Source organism: Ensifer sp. 22460 (genome assembly GCF_052044935.1).
Taxonomy (GTDB): Bacteria; Pseudomonadota; Alphaproteobacteria; order Rhizobiales; family Rhizobiaceae; genus Ensifer.
In genome coordinates, this window is sequence record NZ_JBQENZ010000030.1 from 83,200 (window position 1) to 103,254 (window position 20,055).

Sequence of the window (20,055 nt, forward strand, 5' to 3'; positions counted from 1 at the left end):
GACCTAGCCGCCGCGTAGATTGTCGACAATATGGCTGATAGTAGTACTCATAATTGTCGACAAATACGTTGACAAATCCTTTTGGTGTGCGATTGTGCCGATCAGCAGCAACGAGCTAGGGAGGAGCAGGTTGATGCAAGGTCTTTGCAAGACGTCGCGACAGCATATCCGTGCGGCTTTTGGCGACGGTCGCACACGCCAACATGCTCCGCCGGGCCGGCCAGCCTGACATCTCCTCGTTCGATCCCTATTCCCACGTCCTACATCGAACCTTGGGTTTCTCAACCACATCCATGAAAGGGTGCGGGGACAAGCCTGTGATCGAGGTGGCGCGTGCGCTGGCTACAGACTGACAACTGATCGACAACAGACTTGGCGTTTCAAACATCGCCGGGACGCTTCAACTCGACTGCCTCACTGGCCAGGGACGCGAGTTGATCATGATCCCCGCGCACAGGGTGTCTACGGCCCGGGCGGTGACTGACAAGATCGAGCAGGTCCTGCCCGCGCCAACGACAGGCCGCGCCAGTTGCCGACCCGCATCGGGCGACCAGACGTACGGCCTGCGGGCCGTCCTTGCCTCTTAAAAAGAAGATTCCCGTTCAAGGGGACAGGTGACCTCAACCAAGGAGAACAGCAGAATGCTCAAGAAATTAATTCTCGCAGCCGTCATGTCGGCTGCGCTTTCCGCGCCGGGCCATGCGGAAACGCTCAAATGGGGCGCCTCGCGCGACATCTATTCGCTCGACCCCTATTCTTATGGCGACAGCTACACGCTGTCCTTCCTCAACCACGTCTACGAGGGGCTTGTCCGCTTTGACGCCGAACTGAAGATCGAGCCGGCGCTGGCAACGTCCTGGGAGACGGTATCAGACACGATCTGGCGGTTTCATCTGCGCGAGGGCGTCAAGTTCCACGATGGCGCCGATTTCACTGCGGACGACGTGATCGCCTCTCTCACTCGGGTCAGCGATCCGGTGTCTCCACTGCGTGGCAACCTCCCCGCCTACAAGTCGGCAAAGAAGGTGGACGACCACACCATCGATATCGAATTGGTCGGACCCTACCCACTGCTGCTGAACGACCTGACGAACATCCACATTTTCGACGCTACGTGGCTTACCGACAACAACTCGCTGAAGCCGACCGACGTCGGCAAGAAGATCGAAGGCTACGCCACCTACCACACCAACGGCACGGGACCGTTCAAGCTCGAGAGCCGCGCGCCCGACAGCAAGACCGTTTTGATCAAGAACGACAAGTGGTGGGACAAGTCGCAGTCCAACATCGATCGTATCGAGTTTACACCGATCGTCTCGGCCGCGACGCGCGTCGCCGCACTGCTGTCGGGTGAGATCAACTTCACCGAGAATGCGCCTGCGCAGGATCTACCGCGCCTTCTCGCGCAGCCGGATCTGAAGGTCATGGAGCGCACCGACCTGCGCACCATCATGATGGGCTTCAACCGCAAGCCGAAACTGGCCGACGGCATCGACAACAAGTTCAACGACCTGCGTGTTCGCCAGGCCGTCGCTCACGCGCTCGACAAGGAGCTCATCCAGAAACGGGTCATGCGCGGCAAATCGAGGACGGCGGGCGCGATCATTGCGCCGGAGATTCCCGGATATAGCGAAGCACTGGACAAGGTGGTGCCGTTCGATCCCGAACTGTCGAAGAAGCTGCTGGCAGAAGCCGGCGCAACCGACCTCCCATTCACACTCGTCTGCACGAACGAGGCCTATGTCAACGAGGAGGAGCTTTGCCAGAGCATCGTCAACATGCTGAGCCGCGCCGGCTTCAAGCCGCAACTCGACATCGGCCCGACGGCCGCACAGGCGCCCAAGCGTACGGGTGGCCTCTCCGACGTCTACATCATCGGTTGGGCGAACGAGCCGATGCTGGACAGCTACTCGATCCTGCTCCAGATGATCGAGACGAAGAGCGACAAGGCGGGCGTGTTCAACTGGGGTGGCTGGAGCTATCCGGAGATTGACAAGCTCGTCATCCAGGCATCGACCGAAATGGATCGGACGAAACGGCTCGAGCTGCAGACCAAGGCACTCCAGATGGTCAAGGACGAAATGATCATGTTGCCGTTGCACCAGCAGCCCATGGCCTGGGTAATGAGCAACAGGATCGACCGGGTCGCTCAGCTGGCGGACAACAAGCCACGCCACTGGCTGACTCATTTCGCGGAGTAACCCTCGCGCGGAGCTGGAACGGCAAGGCGTTCGGGCTCCCGCTCAACATGCGAGGCGGACCGATAAATCCCCGCCCCTCATCTGCCCGGCCGCGCCAGCGACCGGGCAATGTCGATAATGTCGTCTCTCGCTGCGGTCCGAAGCTTTCGAACAGTTGGAGGCGGGCGTTGTTTTGCCGGCCGGTCTGAACTCGCCGAAGAATGGTAGCGTGGTTCATTGCAAAGTCTGTGCGGTCCGGCGAAAATCGCGCAGTTGCCAACCTGAAAGGTTGGCAACTCACTGGTGCAGGCCGTGAGCTCCCGAGGATAAAAGGGCGCGCCCGTCAGTCGCGTTGCCGCTGTGGGGCCAACGCCATCGTCTGCGCATAGGCGAGCGGCGACCGGTTGCCTGGCAGGTTTTCGTCCAGCACCAACGTCTTGAGGTTGTCGGCGCGGATGTCGAGAGATATGGCCCGCTCGAGTTTGTCGATCGACCAAACGGCGTAGCCGAATTTCGCGTCAAATCCACAATCGCAGCCGCAATCGCCGTCGGCGATTGCCGTCGGCCTTTCCGATAGACACATGATCTGCGGTTTTGGCAGCTTGTAGCAGTGCCCCTCATAGGCATAACCATAAATCACGCCAATGCTCTTTAGATACTCTACTTCACCCCCAAAACTAACGGGAAGGAAGCTATAGTATTTTCCATCAAATAATGCGATCGTTACTCCATCGCCAACGATTCCAGAGCTTTTCTTTATGTAATCCAAAATCTCCTCTATCATCCTGTTTATATCATCAATTATCCCTGTTTCTCCAATAGATCTTAGCTTTTTCTCAATCACATCGAGAGATTCTCTAATATTTTTATCTTTATTCTTTCTTTCATAAAACCTCGTCGGCCGTCCATATAATCTAATATCTCCTGGTCGATACGACTTATATTCAATTACATCTTCTAGATCCTTTTGATCTAGTGGATATCCAACAACAGGATTTGCGCAACAACCACTCATTTTTTCCTCCCTTGACTTACCTTGAAGCGATGATTTCGCGCCAAGCGAAATTCTCTTCGAGCAATTCGGCGGCCGGCCCGTCCGCCGAGGCGACGATGGCCTCTGCCGCCTGCTCAAGGCGCAGTGTGTTCAGATCGAGTGTGCTCAATGACGTCGCGAGTGCCGCACCCACCGCGTCTCGCGCGGCGGTCAATGCCAGCTTGAAATATAATGGCTTGGTGCCGAAGGCCTCCGCCGTCGCATGCCGAAAAGTATCAAATTCGTCCCGCGCCAGTTCCCGGATATCGACATCCAGAAGCCGCCTGTCGGCGCAACCGTTCGCGACCAGATCGCGATGATAAAGTGCAACGATGCTGTCAAAGATGGCGCCAACGAACGGCAGCGCGCGGTCGTGCGCCTCGCGGGTAGTTGCGGACATTCGCCGGAAATTGGTGGCCAAGCGAATCTGCGTTTCGGGGCTCGTCTCCGCAAAGCGGTTCAGTTCGTTGTAGAGCAGCAGATTGCCTCTCGTTCGCCGCAAAAGCCGGTCAATCGCGGAATCAAAGTGCAAGAACGAGATCAGTGAAACACAGTCCGAAAAGGCTTCGGAGAACGAAAAGAAGTCGCCATCAGGCGATGTCACAGTCGGTACACCCGTCTCCGAGAGCATGATCAGATGCCCGACCTCGTGCGCGATCGTGTCGAAATTCAACGCGTATGGTCTCATGATGCCGTCGACGTCGGACCAACCCAGTTCCAGAAAACCGTAGCCCGCTTGAGCATTGTCCCAATCGACAAATGGAACGATTTCTAGCCTTGGAAAGGTCTGATCGAAGAACCAGTGGACCCGCCGCCCCAAATAGCTCTGCCAAATGTCGAGAACGAAACGCACGCAGGCGTAGGCGTGAACAGCAAGAAATGGCCGGGAGGTTGGATCGATGTTGTCGAAGTGGCGATCCGGACCCGGCCTCACCGGCGCGCGCTTCGCCCCGCCGAATGGCGGCAAGCTCGCGAGGCCATAGGGCTGCTTGTCATAGAGCGGATCCGCGACATACATGGAGAGGTCACTGGGGCCCTCGCCTAATTCGTCGCGTGGTATCGATAGCCACACACGATCGGGCTGTTCGTATCCGGGAATGAAGGGGGGCTGCGGATAAATCCAAAACCGCGTGCCGACACGCGCATTTCCAGAGTCGAGGGCATCGTCCCGAAGCAGACGCATCGCACAATTGCCCCCCTCGATTGAAAAATCTGGGATTAAGGATTCAATTTATAAGTGTTTGCTAATGTTGAGTCAATGCCGCCCGCCTCAAGATCCCGGACAAAGGTGTTCGTTGCAACCCACGCACAGCTCACAGGCCCCGTATTTTCCTGCATCACGAGGGACCGCGCGTTTCGCAGCGCAAGCAGAGCGTCCCGTCTTTTTTGCCCCACCATCTCCTTCTGCAATTGCTTGAGCCCCTCCTCCTGCCATCCTGCATCCCGTAAAATCGCTTCGAACCGGCGCTCTCGAAAGTTCATGTTTCGCGCAGTTGTTGTGAGCAAGTCGCGATCGGCTGCCGTTATGAAATCCCGGCGTGTCAGGCTGGCGAACGTCCGCTGGAGATCGACCAAGGCGTCTGTCAAAGGAAGAAAGCCAAGCTCCGGCGGCCCCGAAAGAACGGCGACCGCATCATCGGGAGCAAGCCGCCAGCGCCGATACCACCTGTAGATCAGGCCGACACCGATCATGCCGAATTCACTGAGTTCCGCCGCCCTGAGCGCGCCCATGCTTGCCGCGCCGATCACGACGATCCCCTGTGCCATTGCCCAGAGGATTTCCTTGTGTCGGACAGCCGGCCTGTCCTCGAATTGCCCGTCGATCAGGACCATCGCCCGCGGGCGGAATGCGTGGGCGGCGAGCAGAATATCGCCTTGCGCGGCGGGCTGCAGGTAGATGGCGTCGAGAACCGGCTCCGCCTCGGCCAGCCGAAGCGTCGGACCAAGAAACACCAGGATCGGACCTTTCTCGCTCGCATCGACCATGTGAACACTCACCGCACGATCAAAAAGGGACTGGCTCCGGGAAGGATGATTCTCACGCACTGAACGCCTGTTTCGACGTCCGTTCCCACCGGCACGGCCAATATGGGCCCCATGCCGGCGGATAGGACCCTGTTGATGAGCGCGCCGAGATCCGAAACGGCGGGTGCTTCGATTGCCTGACGCGGCAACCCGGACGTGTCCATAAGAATAAGCTGGCGGGCCTTGGCGACGACCGAGTCGGTGCTACGTCTGTAATGCTCCCGGGTTTGATCGTCGCGCGCGCCTGATATCGCCCCGGCCCGCGCTGACAGCGCTTCGAGCATCGCGCTCTTCGCTGCCGCGGCGATGCTCGGTCCTGCCGCGTAGCCCTCGGTCGGAAGAGCAAGGATCGGTTCGCCCGGACCTGTCTCGATCGTCTGGCACCAGATCACTGGGACATCTGCCGGCGAAGGGGCTAGCCAAAGGCCGAAGGAAACATGGTGCTCGCCCGCAACGGACAGTATGTGATCAACTCCGTCACCCAGCCCAAACGGGGAAATGCGCATTCGATCGAAGAAGCCGTGGGTGGCGAAGGCGCGCGCGATGGCGTCGCGCTCAATACATTCGAACAATCCATGCGCAAATGCACCGAAGACGGTCATATGACAGGCGAGACCCGTGGTCGTGCGCATGAACAGGCCATCATGAGCGGGCGGCGGGTCCGTGTAGCAGGTGTGAACAAGTTCCAGGGGGACCGATTGTGGGAAACCAGCCGTGATGTCGACGCCGGTGATCCAGGGTATCGTCCGTGCCCGCCAGTTCCCCTGGCGATCAGGTGCCAGAAGGTTTTCAAACAGGCCGTCGGCGATGTTGAGTTCATCCGCCGTGGTGGAAAATACCCGCTCCGAGGGAATGGCTTCGGCGTAGAACCGCTCAAGCGATTCCATGATCGCCCCCACCGCCGCTCCCGCCATGGAAAGGCCTCGCCCGAGCGACGTGACTTCAGAGAGAGCGGCGGGTCGAACGGCTTGAGCTACAGGCAGGCCGATCCGGTCAAGTCCGGTCAGATCACCGAGCCGGGTTATGCCCGTACGGCGGCAGAGCGGTAAAATCGCGCGCAAGCATTGCTCGGCCTCTTCGAGGTCCGCGGGGGGAGAAAGCGGCTTGCTAAGGCCGGCAAGTATGGCGTCGCGAAAACGTGCAAGCATCCCCTCAAGGTTTGACGGATCGTCGGTTTTCTGCCTCGCAGGTTCAATGTTAAACGGCAACGCCAAGCTCCTGGATTGAATGTCTCGCCCGTCGCAGAAGTGCCTTTGCTCCTTGACTCTCGGCGATATCTACGGCTGAGCGCAGGTCGAGGATGATGGGATCCTTGGTGGTGCTGCCCCGCGCCTGAAGAACGGCGCGGCGACGGTAGAGCTCCGCGAGCCAATAGGCATGACCGGTTTCCTTCGCCTTTTCGATCGCATCATTCGCGACCTCGAGCGCTGACTCATAGTTGCCAGCTTGCCCGAGCAGCGTGGCGTGCATGTAGAGATAAAGCGGGAGATCTGCGACGACACCAAGGCTTCTCAAGAGCGACAGCCCTTCGCGAAACATCGCATGTCCGCTCGTGAGGCTTTCCCCATGCGCTAGAGCCCATCCAGCAAACAGCAGCGACAGGCCCGACAGCGACTGCATTTCATGCGATCTCGCGAAGTCTGCCATTCTCTTGGAAATTTCGGTGAGACGCCCATAGTCGTCCCGATAGAACGCAGACACCGCTTCCGTATCAAGTGAATGCGCCTTGCTGGGCGCGTGTGATATCCGGTCGACGAACGCGACCATCTTCGAAAGAGCCGAATCCGATGCTTTCGATTGTCCTGTCAGCCACAGCGAAAGGGCCAGTTGCCCTAGACCGCACACCTTGGCGTCATGGCCGCCAAATAACGTTCGGTTGGTTTTCGCCGATTGCTCATCATAAAGCGCCAGTCCGGCCTTAATCGCATCCTGGGCCTCTCGATGGTTTCCAAGGTTAAAATCAATGGCCCAGATGCAATGGTTGACCTGGAGCTTGATCTCCGGATCTTCCGTCCCAGCCTGCATGGCCCGCACTTGCAGAGCGCGTTCGCGCATAACGCGAAAGTCTGTTCCCGTGAGCCACCACCCCCAATAGATCGGAAACCATCTGGATTGCTCTTCCATCGGTTGCCGACGGGCGATGGCTACGCCATCTTCATATAACTTGCGAGCTGGAGGTGAGTTCAGTCCGACAAGACCGGTCAAAACTGGGCCGAGCGAAGTCAGCGCGGACAGCTGCAGTGTTTCGATCGCATGTCCCTCGCCGAACCGGTCGCAAATCTCCACGGCGTGCTCCAGGTAGTTGCGCGCCTCTACCATCGCCGATCGGCTCGAACTTTCCTTGCCCGCCGCAGTGTACAATTCGATTGCGTTTTCGATGAAGCCCGCTCGTTCCGCATGTTCGGCGAGCGTTCCGGTGTCCATCCAAGCGGCCATTTGGCGGTTTTGACTGACAGCAATGAACAGCCGCCGATGCAATGCCTGCCGCTGCCTGCGCAAGAGCCCGTTGTAGATCGTTTCCTGAATCAAAACGTGCCGGAAACCGTAGGCGATATGCCCTCGCGTCCTGATCCGCATCAGGAACCCTGAATCACTCAGGGTATCGGCGGCCTTAACCAAAGACTTTTTGCCCAGCCCTGGCAGCAGCTCGCGAAGCAACGACAGCGTGAACCGGCTGCCCGCAACTGCTCCCGCTCGCGCCACGTCTCTGGCCGTGCCCAGGTGGTTGAGGCGTGCATCCAGTATTTCCTCGAACGCCGACACATGGCTGGGTTTAACGTTTTCCGACAGGCTCATAGTGTCTGCGGCAACGTTCTCCGAGACCCATTGGCAGATTTGCTCGATAAAGAGCGGAACGCCGCCGGATATCCTCTCGATAACGTCATAGAGTTCAGGAAGCATGCCCTGCCTCTGCTCCGGCCATCTTGCCTCTATCGCCTGTCGTGTTTCGTCACGATCAAGCGGGAGCAGCGTCAGCCGCGTGGGGTTGGCCGCGTCCAGCCAGTCCGATGCAAACCCGAGACGTGAGGTCGCGATAAGGAGAATCGGAAGTTGGCGTGCAACCCGAGCGGCCTCCGCCAGCAGATCCCGGGAGGTGGGATCGATCCAGTGGATGTCTTCGACAGCCAGGACGATCGGCCCGTTCACGCACAACGCCGCGAGTGCGCGAAACACGGCGCGATGAGCCTTTTCCCGGATGGCTTTGGGGTCGTTGTCGGCGAGCCGTTGATTTCGTCCCAGCGCACCCAGCAAATACGCGAATGTCTCAATCGTTTCTGCGTCGCGAATGCCGTTTCGTTCAAAGGGGGCTGCTACAGCGGAGGCCGACAGGCCCAGTTGATCGTCTTGTCCAGACGTTGCGCCCATAAGACTGTTCAACAGGGGATGCAGCGTCGAGCGATGCCCGCCTGGCAGGCACTGAAAGAAGTACAGCCCTGATCGCCGGTCGCGCGTCATCTTGCGGACTTCCCGCAGAAGCCGCGATTTTCCGATGCCTGCATCTCCTTCGAGCAGGAGGATTTCGCCACCTTGCGCGGAGACCTTTTCCCAACAGGCGGCGATCGTGTTCAACTCGCTTTCGCGGCCAATGAAGGGGCCGCCAAGGCTCCCGAAAGCGTAGAACCTGTCGACATCAATCTTGTGCCCGAGTGCGCGCCATACCTTCTCGGGCACAGTGAAGCCCTTGAGCGTCCTGGCGCCTTCGAACACGAAAGCATGCGACCTACCAGCCAGGTCGCGCGTGTCTCCCGAAACAAAAACGGTGTCTGGCGCGGCGATCTCTTCCAGACGGGTGGCTATGGCCAGTGCAGCACCCGTAACCGGTTCCCCCTTCTCCTCCTGCGTCTCCGGAATGAGCGCGACAGATGTCGCGATCCCGACGCGAACGTGCAAGTCGCCGCGCCCGGCTTCTCGGGCAACGCCCGCGCAGCCCTCGACGATCGCGAGACCCGCCCGAATGGCGAGCGATGCCGCATCCTTCGCACCCAACTCGATCGGAAAGAGCGCCACGCCACCATCTCCAGCCTCAAGCTGCATGACGCCGGAATGAGAGATTATCGCGTGTTTCGCTGCATTCTGAAACGCAACGATCAGTTCCTGATAGTCTTCTATGTCGAGCAGGTGGAGAAGTCTCGTCGACCCGACGAGATCATAACAGAGAGCGGTGACGATCCGCCGCTCGCCCCCATATTCGGACAGGCGTCCCTTGCGACCCGAAGGTTTTGTCGGGTGTCGTGGTTTGTTGACCCGACTTTCGAGCATCCGCCACCCCCACCGCTCGCGTGTATGATGGATTAGGAATATATAGCATAAGCGAGCGGCGTTCGCGTAGGAGCAGCAATTCTATCGGGCGGCCGCGTGCCCCCAAAGCTGTCGTGATCAAAGAAGATCAAACGCTCAAGATCGCACAAAAAATCTCGAAGAGCGCTCGGTGCGCCTGCAATTCGTCGAGCGCCTTGCCTGGCTTAACGCTTGAGGCTCCAGCCATCGCCCGTTTCAATCCAGCATTGAGGACAGCTACATAGGACGAGCAGTCGCTCAAAGACGACACCGGCGGCACTCTCAGAAGCCAGCTTCTTTTTGATGGCGCACGGCGAGGATTGTCAAAATGTCCCCATCAATACGGTAGCGCGTGATGTATCCGCTATCTCCAAAATCAATGAGCCACTCTCGATATTGATCAGGCAAATCATCAATGAAGCGCCCCATTTTAGGATGTGCGCCAAGGGCTTGCACACCCCTCAGAATGGCTTCACCCACTCGCTTGGCTGCCAATGGGCTTTTGGCCTGCAAGAATTTGCGAAGGCGTTCAAGATCACGAACAGCTGCTGGCGAAAAGACTATTTGTGGCATTCAGGTGCGGCGCTCTCGTCGTCCGTTCCCCACGTGGATAGCCATTTTTCGACCTCGTGCTCAGTGGCATGTAGGCCGGTCGCTTGATACTCCTCCCACGCGTCGAGCGTGGCGTGTCGCAATGTCTCTCGCTTCTCTTCTCGCTCCACGTATTGTGCAATCGCTTCACGCATGATCCAGTGAGAAGACCGGCGGCGGATTTCGGCCAAGTGTTGAACGCGGCCTTTGAGCTCATCATCGAGCTTGAGCGAGGTCGGGGATGCCATGGCAACCCTCCTTAGTTAAAGGTAATACCGGGCGCTAAATATAAGCGCTGTCGTTTCACTTGTCTATGATCCAGCAGGTTTGAACCCGCGTACTTATGCGATCGTTGAAGCACCCTTCCTGTACAGCGAGGATAGCGCGCACAGGGCATCGTAGAAGTGCCTAAGCCGCAATCGGCGTTTCATGCAGATGCCGCCACCGGAGCGAGCCATCCGCTGAAGCTTCCAAAACGACGGTCGAGCGCCTTGCTGTTTCAACCCCGCCCGCATCCGCGTGCGTCTCGCGATAAGTGACGCAGGCTCCGCCCGACCATTCCTGACTGATCTGCATCTCGTCGACCGTGATCCGCAGCCCCGGGCGTTTCCCGTGCAGACGTGCGAACAATTCACCCACGCCCTCTTTTCCGAGAGCCGTCCCTTGCATGGAGATCATGCGAAACCCAGGCGAGAAGCGTTCGAGCAGTTGCACCAGATCGTTGGCGTGGGCCACCCCGGTGAACCAGCGTTCGATCTCAATGTGGAGATCGACAACCTCAGCGAAGAGTTTTTCAGTATCGGCCATGTTCGGCTCCTTGTCGGACGGTTTGAAAGAATGGGTTAGGCGCGCTGACCGGCTCGCGGCAGCCGCAGAACGAAGGGCAGCGGCAACACGATCAGAATGGCAGCGATCACAAAGCAGTAGCGGTAGGGCAGGACGTCGGCCGCGCTGCAACTGGTCGCCAGGAAAAGCCCCAGCAGGCCTCCCAGCGCACTCGCACCGAGCGAGAAACTGAGCTGACGGTTGATGTTCCACAGCGCACTTGCCTCTGCCATCCGTTCCGTCCGAACCGACGAAAAGGCTGCCGTCTGGGCAGTGGACGTGCAAAGGCTTACGCCGAAGCCCATTGCAGCAAAGGACGCGTTCTGGATACCGAACATCCCGGCGAATGGCGTGGCCAGCAGCAGCACGCCGGCGCAGGTGACGATCATGCCGACGAGAAAGAGCGGGCGCGGGCCTTGGGACGCGAGCAGCCGCCGCGTCGACATGATGGCGACGAAGGATGCTGCTGCCCATGGAAGCATGAGCATGCCCGTCTGTGTGGCCGTCAGACCAAGGCGGTCCTGCAAGTACAGGGAAGCGACCAGGTTTACGCCCGTGAAAACGCCCGGCACACACAGGTAGATGATGCTGCCAACTCTGAGCATCGGATCGGAAAGCAGACGTAGATCAAGCAGCGGATTGCGCGAGCGCAACGCATGGCGGACATAGGCAGCGCCCGCGACGATCGCCAACACAAGGACAATTGCGGCACGAACGCCGCTTCCCGTCTGACTAATGAGCGTCAGGCCAAGGGGGAGGCAAAACAGGGTGATGGCGCTCAGCAGGAAGCCGGGAATGTCGAGCGCCGGCTTCGCTTCCGCCAACCGATCGACGGGAGCCCAGGCAAGGGCCAACGCAGCTATCGCCGCTGCCAGTGGCGCAATGCCGACAAATACCCAGCGCCAGGACACATGATCGGCCGCGAGCCCGCCGATGGCTGGTGAAAGTGCCGGCATCAACAGCGCAACCGTCATGACCACGGCCGTCAGATGAGCGCGGTCTTCCGGCGGATAGGCGCGATAGGCCATGCTCTGGCCGACGGGAACGAGCAGTCCTCCGCCGAGACCCTGAACGAGTCGCCAGGCAAGAAGCGTCTTAATCCCGGTGGCTCCGCCTCCGCCGATACCGCCCACCGCCACAATGAGCAGGGAGGCAATGAACACGCGGCGTTCGCCGATCCGGCGCGCAAGCCAGCTCCCCAGCGGAATGGCGACAGTCAGGCCAAGCATGTAGATGGTGCCGACCCAGGCGAGCTGCACGACCGATGCGCTCAACTCGCGTTGCAACGCCGGCAGGGCGGCGTTGAAGATGAACATATTCGCGAGATCGACGGCGAAACCGAGTAGGTAGAGGGTGGCAATTCGGGAGCGGGCGGACAACGGGAAAACCTTCGATGGAAATGACGTCCGCAGGGATATTCCCTTTCATGCCGTCGAATAAGGCGATACAATTAGACATCACCTGTCGTATTTTTTGACCAATTGGAGCGCGTGCCATGGCGGTGAGTCTGGATCGCCTGACTGTTTTCCGAGCGGTCGTGGAAACGGGATCGTTCACAGCGGCTGCCAAGCAACTCAATCAGGCCAGAGCCGCCATCAGTTTCAACCTTAAGCAGCTCGAAAACGAATTGGGCGTCACACTCCTTCATCGCACCACGCGCAGCCTTGCTCTGACCGATGCCGGCGAACGGTTTTATGCGCGCTGCCTGCGCATTCTCACGGAAGCCGATGAGGCGATTGCCGAAGCGCGCATGGAGCAAACGGTGCTGAGCGGCAGCTTGCGGCTGACATCGACTGTTGAATATGGCGTCGCGGTGATCGCTCCGGCCCTTCAGAAATTCACCGCGCTGCATCCAGACCTCGACATCCAATTCGAGGCCTATCCGACGAATGTCGACCTCCTGCGCGATCGCTTCGACGTCGCTATCCGGCTGGGGCGCAACGAGCAATTCCAGACCTCGCCATATGCCGGTGTGCATCTGGGGACGTATCAGATCAGGCTGGTCGCGTCGCCGGACATCATCGCCCGCGTCGAGGAAACTGCTATTGGTACGCCGGAGATGCTGAGCGCGTTGCCGTACATCAGCAATGCCACCGTCGACCGTGTAAAAAGCTGGAAAATGTTCGACGAAGACGGCCGCGAATGCACATTCGAGGTGCCTCGTCAGTCCCGGCTGCTTGTCAACAACGCATCGGTCGTCAAGGCGCTGGCGGTTGCCGGCGCAGGCGTAGCACTTTTGCCTGACTGGTTCGTGGCGCCAGAACTCGCCGAGGGCAAGTTGGCCGACGCCCTGCCGTCCTATCGCTTCCCCGATCACCAGATTTACGCGATGCACCTGCCCATGCAGATGGTCCCGCAGAAAATCCACGCCTGGCTGCGTTTCCTCAGGGATTATGTCCGTCGTTGAACTTCCTGGCACGGCACGGCGGACTTCTGCTCGGGAGGTGTCAGCGCGCCTGATTTCCAACCTCCCCATCACCGTCGCCCTTCTTGAGAGCATGTCGGCGCACCCCATGAAATCGACGACTTTCGGTTCGCCTCAACCGCCGGAGTCGTGTTCAGCGTTGACGCTTGCCGTCAACGCAGCCGAGATAGAGCGCTTAGGTTGCAGCCACGCCTCTGCGCCGGCTGCGCAGTGGCGGCGAGTTGCAATGGCGTTCCTCTCTTGTCACCTCGGCTGGATGCGCCGCAATGACGCTCGAAATCACTAATGTCTTGCGTGATGAATTGCCGCTAAAGTATTGGTTTACAGCAGTCTTTTGATTTCTTTACTTGATCCAGGCCACGTAATCCATGACGATGTGCACGAATGGTTCGCAGCGATTGGCCAGCTCGCCTAGGCGACCTGGCCAATGACCGAAAATGGCGTCATCCGGATTGTGGGCAACCCCAAACATCCCGATGCTCCCGGTTCTCCGTACCTCGTAATGGAGATGATGGGAAAACTGCGGTCGCTCCCCGGCCACAATTTTTGGCCAGAACTCTGCGCCGAGGCAACAACAAACAACGTTGCCAGGCCAAGCACAGCTCCACCGGCCAGTCTGATGAAGTTACGTGCCACAGACATAACGAACCCTCCAGAGGTCAGGTGTTCAGATTCCCATATCGTCGCTTGAGACGTGCGGAGGACTGTGCCTTGGAAACAGACAGGCGGCCCGGCAGAGCCGCCCGTCGTGTTGAGCCTGCCTTCTAGTTACCTGGCTTATTCTTAATTGCGGCGTCGATCTGCTTCTTGACTGCATCAAGATTAAATGAAGCCGGGTCTTGCATAGGCGGATAGTCAATCGCTGTGAGTGCCAGTTTCGCGACCTCCTGCTGGACGCTGACGAACCGCCAGAACTCGCGAGCGAAGAAGTCGTTCATATAGCCCCCGCCGAGGTCATTGAGGCTTTGCTGGCCAATCGATGGTGTCCGCTCGAATGGGTCCTGGCGGATATTCACCATAGTGGGCATGTCTGTTGTGACCTTCCCACCGGGCCAGCCCTGCGGCTGTTGGAAGAACTGGAACTTGAAGTTGTCGATGCGAACCGCCCCCAGAGAAGGGCCGCCGAAGTAGAAAAATTCATGCCGTGCGGATGGGGATTTGCCCATCAGAAGGTCCAACTGATTGTATCCATCAAGGTGATTCTTGTAGGTCCTGTCGCCCAGCTTCACACCCTTGAGCAACTGCTCAGTGATCTCCGTGTTGCCGGCTGCTGCCGCCAGCGTGGGGAACCAATCCAGGGCCGAAAATATGCCGTTCTCGACCGTACCTTGCTTGACCTTGCCGGGCCAGCGGATGATGGCCGGTGCGCGGAAGCCGCCTTCCATTACGGTACCCTTGGTGCCCTTGAACGGGGTCATGCCACCGTCGGGCCAGGTAAACACCTCCGCCCCATTGTCGGTCGTGAAAATGACAATGGTGTTGTCGGTCTCACCCGCATCTTCCACGCATTTCATGAGAGCGCCAACGCTGTCATCAAGCTGTGCCACTCCAGCTTCTTCAAGGCCATAGTTGGTGTCGCTGTTCATGAGGGCTTGGTATTTGGGCGACAGAAAAGTCCAGACGTGCATGCGCGTCGTGTTGTGCCAGACGAAAAACGGCTTGCCGTCGGTCTTGGCTTTGTCCATGAAGTCGCACGAAGTCTTGACCAGCACTTCGTCGAACGTGCCCATGTCGTACTTGGCCTTGGGCATGATGTCATGCATGTTCGGGACGTTGGTCATGTCGGGATACGGCGCCAGGGGCCCCTCGTCGACGATCCGCTGCTTGCCGATCTTGCCCCAACGCGGCTGCTCGGTCGTGTCGTCCGTGTCCGTTGCAAAGCTGTGCACCAAATTGCGCGGCCCCACTTTGTCCCGGTACGATTGGTCATTCGGGAACGAATACCAATAGGGGTCTGACATCGCATCGAGGTGATACAGGTACCCAAAGAACTCATCGAAGCCATGCAGCGTTGGCAGGAACTTGTTCAAATCGCCAAGATGGTTCTTGCCGAACTGGCCGGTGGCGTATCCCTGGGCCTTGAGGACGGCGGCAATCGTTGCGGCCTTGTCCGGCATACCGACGTCTGCGCCCGCTTGTCCGACCGTCGTCAAGCCAGTGCGCAACGGGATTTCACCTGTGATGAAGCTTGCTCGCCCCGCGGTGCAGCTTGCTTCCGCGTAGTAGTCGGTAAATAGCATGCCCTCGGAGGCAAGCTTGTCGAGGTTTGGCGTCTTCCCGGACATGATGCCCCGGTGATAGGCGCCAATGTTGAACCAGCCAACATCATCGCCCATGATGACGACAATGTTGGGTTTTTGCTGATCTTGCGCGGCTGCCGGCATGATTGTTGCTGTCGCAACAAAAGTGGAAGCCAGCAGACCAAACCAGACGTTTTTCATCTTGCTCATGGTCTGGATTCCTCCCTGGCTGCCCGAAAAGGGGCCGGCAGCCTGCGCCCATTTGGAAACGCATCTTGTCGCATATTCGAGTTGTCGCAGGCGGGTCCATTGCTGGTTATCGTCGACACGACGGAGCAGTTTGATGATGCATTCTCCCAGCCGGAAGATGGCTGACGGTGGCCTGACCACGTGCCGATCTTGCACTGATGGATGCGCCGAAGCACGCCGCGAGTCTGCTGTCGTCGAAACTGGAACTACGCCGAGTTCACGCAATTGCTACTTATGCGAAAGCCACTCATCGCATCCCAGCCTAGTCAGGAACGCGCCTTGGCGATATTGTCCTTTGGGGCAGCGCGCACGAGTTGGGCGCGGTATAGATCGATCAGCAATCGCATTGGGCGTGGAAGCCGTACGCAGGGCAGCAAGGTTTTGGCGCGGGGGCCGGATTAAATTTTGAAATAGTTGAACGCCGACGGGCAACCGCCCCGGCCGCATCGTCACCTCCGAAGACATCGATTGAGAATGGCCAAAGGACGTTCAATATGGTTCGTGCATCAACGAAACCATCGAACCCGTTCACCCGGATCGCATCCGCATTTCCTTGCCTTCTGCTTCTCTTGATCGTTGTGATGGCCGAGCCCTTGTCGGCGGAGATCGTGGACCAGGTGCCACGCATCCTCATCCTCTATCCCTATGACGAGAGGATTCTGGCAACGACCATTGCTGGCGAGACCCTGAGACATCGGCTGCTGCAGGCGACGACGGGGAAGGTCGATCTGTTCTCGGAATTTCTCGATCTTTCCAGATTCCCCGAGAAGGTTCACATCGACCGGCTGGCGCGATATCTCAGTGAGAAATACGCCGACCGACGTCCGGAGGTAGTGACTGCGCTTGGTGAGGAGGCAACGGGCTTCATCGTCAAGTACCGGCATGCGGTCGCCCCGGATGCGAAGATCGTGTTCTGCGGCTTCAGCGGCGCGGATGCCGCGAAGTTGAGCCTGCCGAGCGACGTCGTCGGGGCCTTCAACGAGTATGACATCGCAAAAACCCTTCTCATGGCGCGCGGTCTCCAGCCGGATGCCCGCGATCTCGTCATCATCGACGGGTCCTCGGATTTCGACCGCTCCTGGCTTGCGACGGCGCGCGCGGATCTCGCCGGCCCCGCAAGCGGTCTTAAAACGACCTACGTCGAGGATTTGACCATCGATGAATTCGCGGACCGCGCCCCGGAAGGGAGCATTATTCTGGTCCTCACCGTCTTTACCGATCGCAGCGGCCGGAACTTCATTCCGCGTAACGCGCTCGAACGGATGGCCGCCAAGGCGAGCGTTCCGGTCTACGGTCCTTACTCCACGTATATCGGCCATGGTGCCGTCGGCGGTAATACCGTCACCTTCGTGTCGGTCGGAACGGCGGTCGCCGAACTCGCCCTCGACGCAATCGCGGGAAAACCGATCGCCAACGTCAACGTGCCGAAAACCTTTGTCGCCGATGCGAGAGAGTTGACGCGCTGGGGCTTGCCGGAGAGCGGGCTTCCTGCCGGAACCGTCCTGAGCTTCAAGGAGAAGAGCCTCTGGGAGGAATACTGGGCGGCGATCATCGGCATCGTTGCGGCGCTTGCGCTTCAGGGGGTGATCATCACGGTGCTTCTGGTCGAGCGGCGCCGTCGGCTGGCCGCGGAGCAGGAAGCGCGGCTTCGTCTGCTCGAACTCGTGCATCTCAACCAGTCGGCAACGGCGGGAGCCCTCTCGGCATCGATTGCCCATGAACTGAACCAGCCGCTCGGAGCGATCCGCAGCAATGTCGATGCCCTCGAAATCCTGCTTCGGAAAGAGCAGCCGGATCTCGACCTCATCCGGCAGATTCTCGTCGACATCCACGAGGACGACCAGCGCGCCAGCGATATCATCGTTCGACTGCGGGGACTGCTGAAGAAGCGAAGCGAGATCGACTGGCAGGAATTCGACCTGAATGAGGTGGTCAACAGCGCGATCCATATCCTCCACGCCGAGGCGGGACAAAAAAGCATCGTCGTCAGCTCCAGCGACCCGACCCGGGCGCTGCCGGTGCGGGCCGATAAGGTACATCTCCAGCAAGTCATTCTCAACCTCGCCACCAATGCGATGGACGCCATGGTCGATGCGGCGGCGACCGAGCGGAAGCTGGTCTTTCAGACGGCGCTGATCGAGAATTCCGAGGTCGAGCTGTCAATCTCCGATACCGGCCGCGGCATCCCGAGCGACCAGCTCGACCATGTTTTCCATGCGTTCTACACGACCAAGCCGACAGGCACCGGGCTGGGTCTCTCGATCGCCCGCGCGATCATCGAAACCTATGGCGGCAAGATATGGGCGGACAATCGCGCCGACGGCGGCGCCGTGTTTCGTTTCGTCCTGCCGCTTGCTCAGCACGGATGACCCAGTTGGAACCCGTCATTCATATCGTCGACGACGACAAGTCCTATCGCACCGCGCTGGCACGGTTGATGGAGGCATCCGGCTATCGCGTTGTCACCTACGGCTCGGGCGAAGAGCTTTTGGCCCACCTGACGGGCTCCGACCCCGGATGCGTCCTCCTCGACCTGCAGATGCCCGGTCTGAGCGGGCTCGAGTTGCAGCACCGGCTCACCGAGAAAGCGCCGCTGCTGCCGATCGTGTTTCTGTCGGGGCGTGGCGACATCAAGGCGAGCGTCCGGGCGATGAAGGCCGGCGCCGAAGATTTCCTAGAGAAGCCGGCCTCGAGGGAGGCGTTGCTGGAAGCCGTCGAGCGGGCGCTGCTTCGCTCAGTGATACGGCGCGCCGAACACGATCGCGTCCAGGCGCTTCAGGCGCGTCTGCAGGCCCTGACGCCACGCGAGTTCGACGTTTTCGGCCTGATCGTCCGCGGCAAGCTCAATAAGCAGATCGCTTACGATCTCGGTACCTCCGAACGAACCGTCAAGGCGCACCGGCACAACGTCATGGAAAAGCTTGGCGTGCATTCGCTGGCCGAGGCCGTGTCGATCGCGGAGAGACTGGGACTTCTCGACCCGACGGCAAAACCACCTGAAAATGCGCACGGTGCTGTCAGCGGCGCTTCCCCATAGGACAATATCCAGCCTTCGACGTTGGTCATACGATCGTCATCATCGGGGCTGGACATGCCTTTCCGCATGGGCCTCAGAAAGGCATCCGTTGGAAAGCCAACCACGGAAAGTGGCCGTCGTGGACGACGATCCGAGCATGCGCAAGAGCGTCGCGCGGCTGTTGAACGCGCATGGTTTCGCGACGGAAGGATATGCCTCGGCCGAGGCCTTTCTGAACCGCGCCACGTCGAGCGAGATCGGCTGCATCGTGCTCGATGTCCATCTCGGCGGCATATCCGGCGTCGAACTCTGTCACCGGCTGAAGGACGGCGGCTTGATGATAAAGGTCATCTTCATCACCGCCGTCGACGATCAGGCGCTCGAACAGGAGGCGGTCAACGCGGGCTGCGTCGCCTATCTGCACAAGCCGTTCCCGGCCGAATCCCTGATCGACGCCATCAACAGGGCAATGACGATTTCGCCCGACGATTGAATGACGGACCAGCGGAAGCCGCTCCGGAGGAACACTCGCGGACGGCGGTTTCGAAAGGGGAGACGAAACATGAAGTGGCTGGGACCGTGGCGGGCTATGTGCTTTGTATTGGCGATCGGCTTCTGTCTTCGCCGACAACATCGGCCACGGCGACATCGGCGTCTACGGCGGCGGGGAGCTGCGCGGGTCGCCGACGCCGCGCATCGACCAGCTCGCCGCAGAGGCCTGCGGCTGACGCAGTTCCTGGGTCGAGCCATCTGCCCTGGATGATCCTAAGACGCACCGACCTTAGCCGGTCAGTGAAACTTGCAGAGTATCGTGGCCGTCGATCCTACCAGCGGCCGGCAAGTTCAGACGACTTCCCCTAAGGACAATATCGCTCGGTGGAGTTTCGCGTAATCTCAGCTGCGACGAGTTGCTTGAGCAGCCGCGCTTGGTTGCCGCTTCGGTCACCAGCGCAAAACCTAGGAAGGAGCATGACAATGAACCGTATTGCGACTTTTTCTATGATTGCCAGCCTCTCCGCCCTGAGCTTCGTTGGAATCGTGCACGGTCAAGGTGCCGCAATGGACTGGCCCAAAGAGATTGAGCAAACTGTGCGCAGCTACAGCGGCGACAAGATCAATGTCGTCGATGTAAGCACACTTGCGGAGCAGAACCAAACGCGCATGTGGGTCGAGCATGCCACGCCGGAACAACG

General features: G+C 59.3%; 16 protein-coding genes and 2 pseudogenes. 8 read left to right on the forward strand and 10 right to left on the reverse strand.

All coding sequences use genetic code 11. From position 1 onward, the window contains the following. The first annotated feature begins 641 nt into the window (after positions 1 to 641). Positions 642 to 2,201: an ABC transporter substrate-binding protein gene (locus ACTJKM_RS29565; protein ID WP_058327856.1), complete on the forward strand. Its 1,560-nt coding sequence runs from the start codon at positions 642 to 644 to the stop codon at positions 2,199 to 2,201. A gap of 322 nt (positions 2,202 to 2,523) precedes the next feature. On the opposite strand, the gene ACTJKM_RS29570 is transcribed toward ACTJKM_RS29565, so the two are convergent. The 9 genes from ACTJKM_RS29570 to ACTJKM_RS29610 form a co-directional block, all read right to left on the reverse strand. Then, positions 2,524 to 3,195: a hypothetical protein gene (locus tag ACTJKM_RS29570; RefSeq protein ID WP_058327857.1), complete on the reverse strand. Its 672-nt coding sequence runs from the start codon at positions 3,193 to 3,195 to the stop codon at positions 2,524 to 2,526. A 16-nt stretch (positions 3,196 to 3,211) separates the two neighbouring features. Then, positions 3,212 to 4,396, reverse strand: coding sequence for a hypothetical protein (locus ACTJKM_RS29575; protein ID WP_440661524.1), 1,185 nt, complete (start codon positions 4,394 to 4,396; stop codon positions 3,212 to 3,214). A 35-nt stretch (positions 4,397 to 4,431) separates the two neighbouring features. Then, complete coding sequence (locus tag ACTJKM_RS29580) at positions 4,432 to 5,199, reverse strand: TfuA-like protein (RefSeq protein ID WP_440638532.1); 768 nt, start codon at positions 5,197 to 5,199, stop codon at positions 4,432 to 4,434. Positions 5,200 to 5,207: 8 nt separating this feature from the next. Next, entirely contained in the window at positions 5,208 to 6,386 is a 1,179-nt protein-coding gene (locus ACTJKM_RS29585; RefSeq protein WP_058327891.1) for a YcaO-like family protein, read from the reverse strand. A 49-nt stretch (positions 6,387 to 6,435) separates the two neighbouring features. Then, on the reverse strand, positions 6,436 to 9,498 hold the full coding sequence (locus tag ACTJKM_RS29590) for an ATP-binding protein (RefSeq protein WP_440661525.1): 3,063 nt from the start codon (positions 9,496 to 9,498) through the stop codon (positions 6,436 to 6,438). Positions 9,499 to 9,798: 300 nt separating this feature from the next. After that, entirely contained in the window at positions 9,799 to 10,089 is a 291-nt protein-coding gene (locus ACTJKM_RS29595) for a type II toxin-antitoxin system RelE/ParE family toxin (RefSeq protein ID WP_440661526.1), read from the reverse strand. Continuing rightward, positions 10,077 to 10,355 carry a CopG family ribbon-helix-helix protein gene (locus tag ACTJKM_RS29600; RefSeq protein WP_058327862.1) on the reverse strand — a complete coding sequence of 93 codons (279 nt, stop codon included), beginning with the start codon at positions 10,353 to 10,355 and terminating at the stop codon, positions 10,077 to 10,079. Before ACTJKM_RS29600 ends, ACTJKM_RS29595 begins: the two co-directional genes overlap by 13 nt. A 160-nt stretch (positions 10,356 to 10,515) precedes the next feature. Further along, positions 10,516 to 10,914, reverse strand: coding sequence for a DUF4440 domain-containing protein (locus ACTJKM_RS29605; protein ID WP_440638527.1), 399 nt, complete (start codon positions 10,912 to 10,914; stop codon positions 10,516 to 10,518). A gap of 35 nt (positions 10,915 to 10,949) precedes the next feature. Then, positions 10,950 to 12,311 (reverse strand): MFS transporter, encoded by a 1,362-nt coding sequence (locus ACTJKM_RS29610; RefSeq protein WP_440638525.1) that lies wholly within the window; start codon positions 12,309 to 12,311, stop codon positions 10,950 to 10,952. A 116-nt stretch (positions 12,312 to 12,427) separates the two neighbouring features. Here ACTJKM_RS29610 and ACTJKM_RS29615 point away from each other — a divergent pair, with 116 nt between their 5' ends. Both ACTJKM_RS29615 and ACTJKM_RS29620 read left to right on the forward strand, forming a co-directional pair. Beyond that, the gene (locus tag ACTJKM_RS29615; RefSeq protein ID WP_440661528.1) at positions 12,428 to 13,339 is read left to right on the forward strand and encodes a LysR family transcriptional regulator; all 912 of its coding nucleotides are present in this window, start codon (positions 12,428 to 12,430) and stop codon (positions 13,337 to 13,339) included. Between the two features lie 334 nt (positions 13,340 to 13,673). Beyond that, positions 13,674 to 13,913 (forward strand): annotated as a pseudogene (locus tag ACTJKM_RS29620) (TA system VapC family ribonuclease toxin); the annotation flags it as partial. 208 nt (positions 13,914 to 14,121) lie between these two features. On the opposite strand, the gene ACTJKM_RS29625 reads toward ACTJKM_RS29620, so the two are convergent. Continuing rightward, a complete protein-coding gene (locus ACTJKM_RS29625) occupies positions 14,122 to 15,807 on the reverse strand; it encodes an arylsulfatase (RefSeq protein WP_440638521.1) in 1,686 nt (561 codons plus the stop codon). 533 nt (positions 15,808 to 16,340) lie between these two features. Between ACTJKM_RS29625 and ACTJKM_RS29630 the strand changes: the two genes are divergently transcribed. The 5 genes and pseudogenes from ACTJKM_RS29630 to ACTJKM_RS29650 form a co-directional block, all read left to right on the forward strand. Further along, positions 16,341 to 18,215 (forward strand): sensor histidine kinase, encoded by a 1,875-nt coding sequence (locus tag ACTJKM_RS29630; protein ID WP_440661529.1) that lies wholly within the window; start codon positions 16,341 to 16,343, stop codon positions 18,213 to 18,215. Then, the gene (locus tag ACTJKM_RS29635; RefSeq protein WP_440661532.1) at positions 18,212 to 18,883 is read left to right on the forward strand and encodes a response regulator transcription factor; all 672 of its coding nucleotides are present in this window, start codon (positions 18,212 to 18,214) and stop codon (positions 18,881 to 18,883) included. The genes ACTJKM_RS29630 and ACTJKM_RS29635 overlap by 4 nt, the downstream gene beginning before the upstream one ends. Positions 18,884 to 18,992: 109 nt before the next feature. Then, positions 18,993 to 19,355 carry a response regulator transcription factor gene (locus tag ACTJKM_RS29640; protein ID WP_440661535.1) on the forward strand — a complete coding sequence of 121 codons (363 nt, stop codon included), beginning with the start codon at positions 18,993 to 18,995 and terminating at the stop codon, positions 19,353 to 19,355. Positions 19,356 to 19,458: 103 nt separating this feature from the next. Then, positions 19,459 to 19,590, forward strand: a complete 132-nt coding sequence (locus ACTJKM_RS29645) for a hypothetical protein (protein WP_440661533.1) — start codon at positions 19,459 to 19,461, stop codon at positions 19,588 to 19,590. A 247-nt stretch (positions 19,591 to 19,837) separates the two neighbouring features. Next, positions 19,838 to 20,055 (forward strand): annotated as a pseudogene (locus ACTJKM_RS29650) (hypothetical protein); the annotation flags it as partial.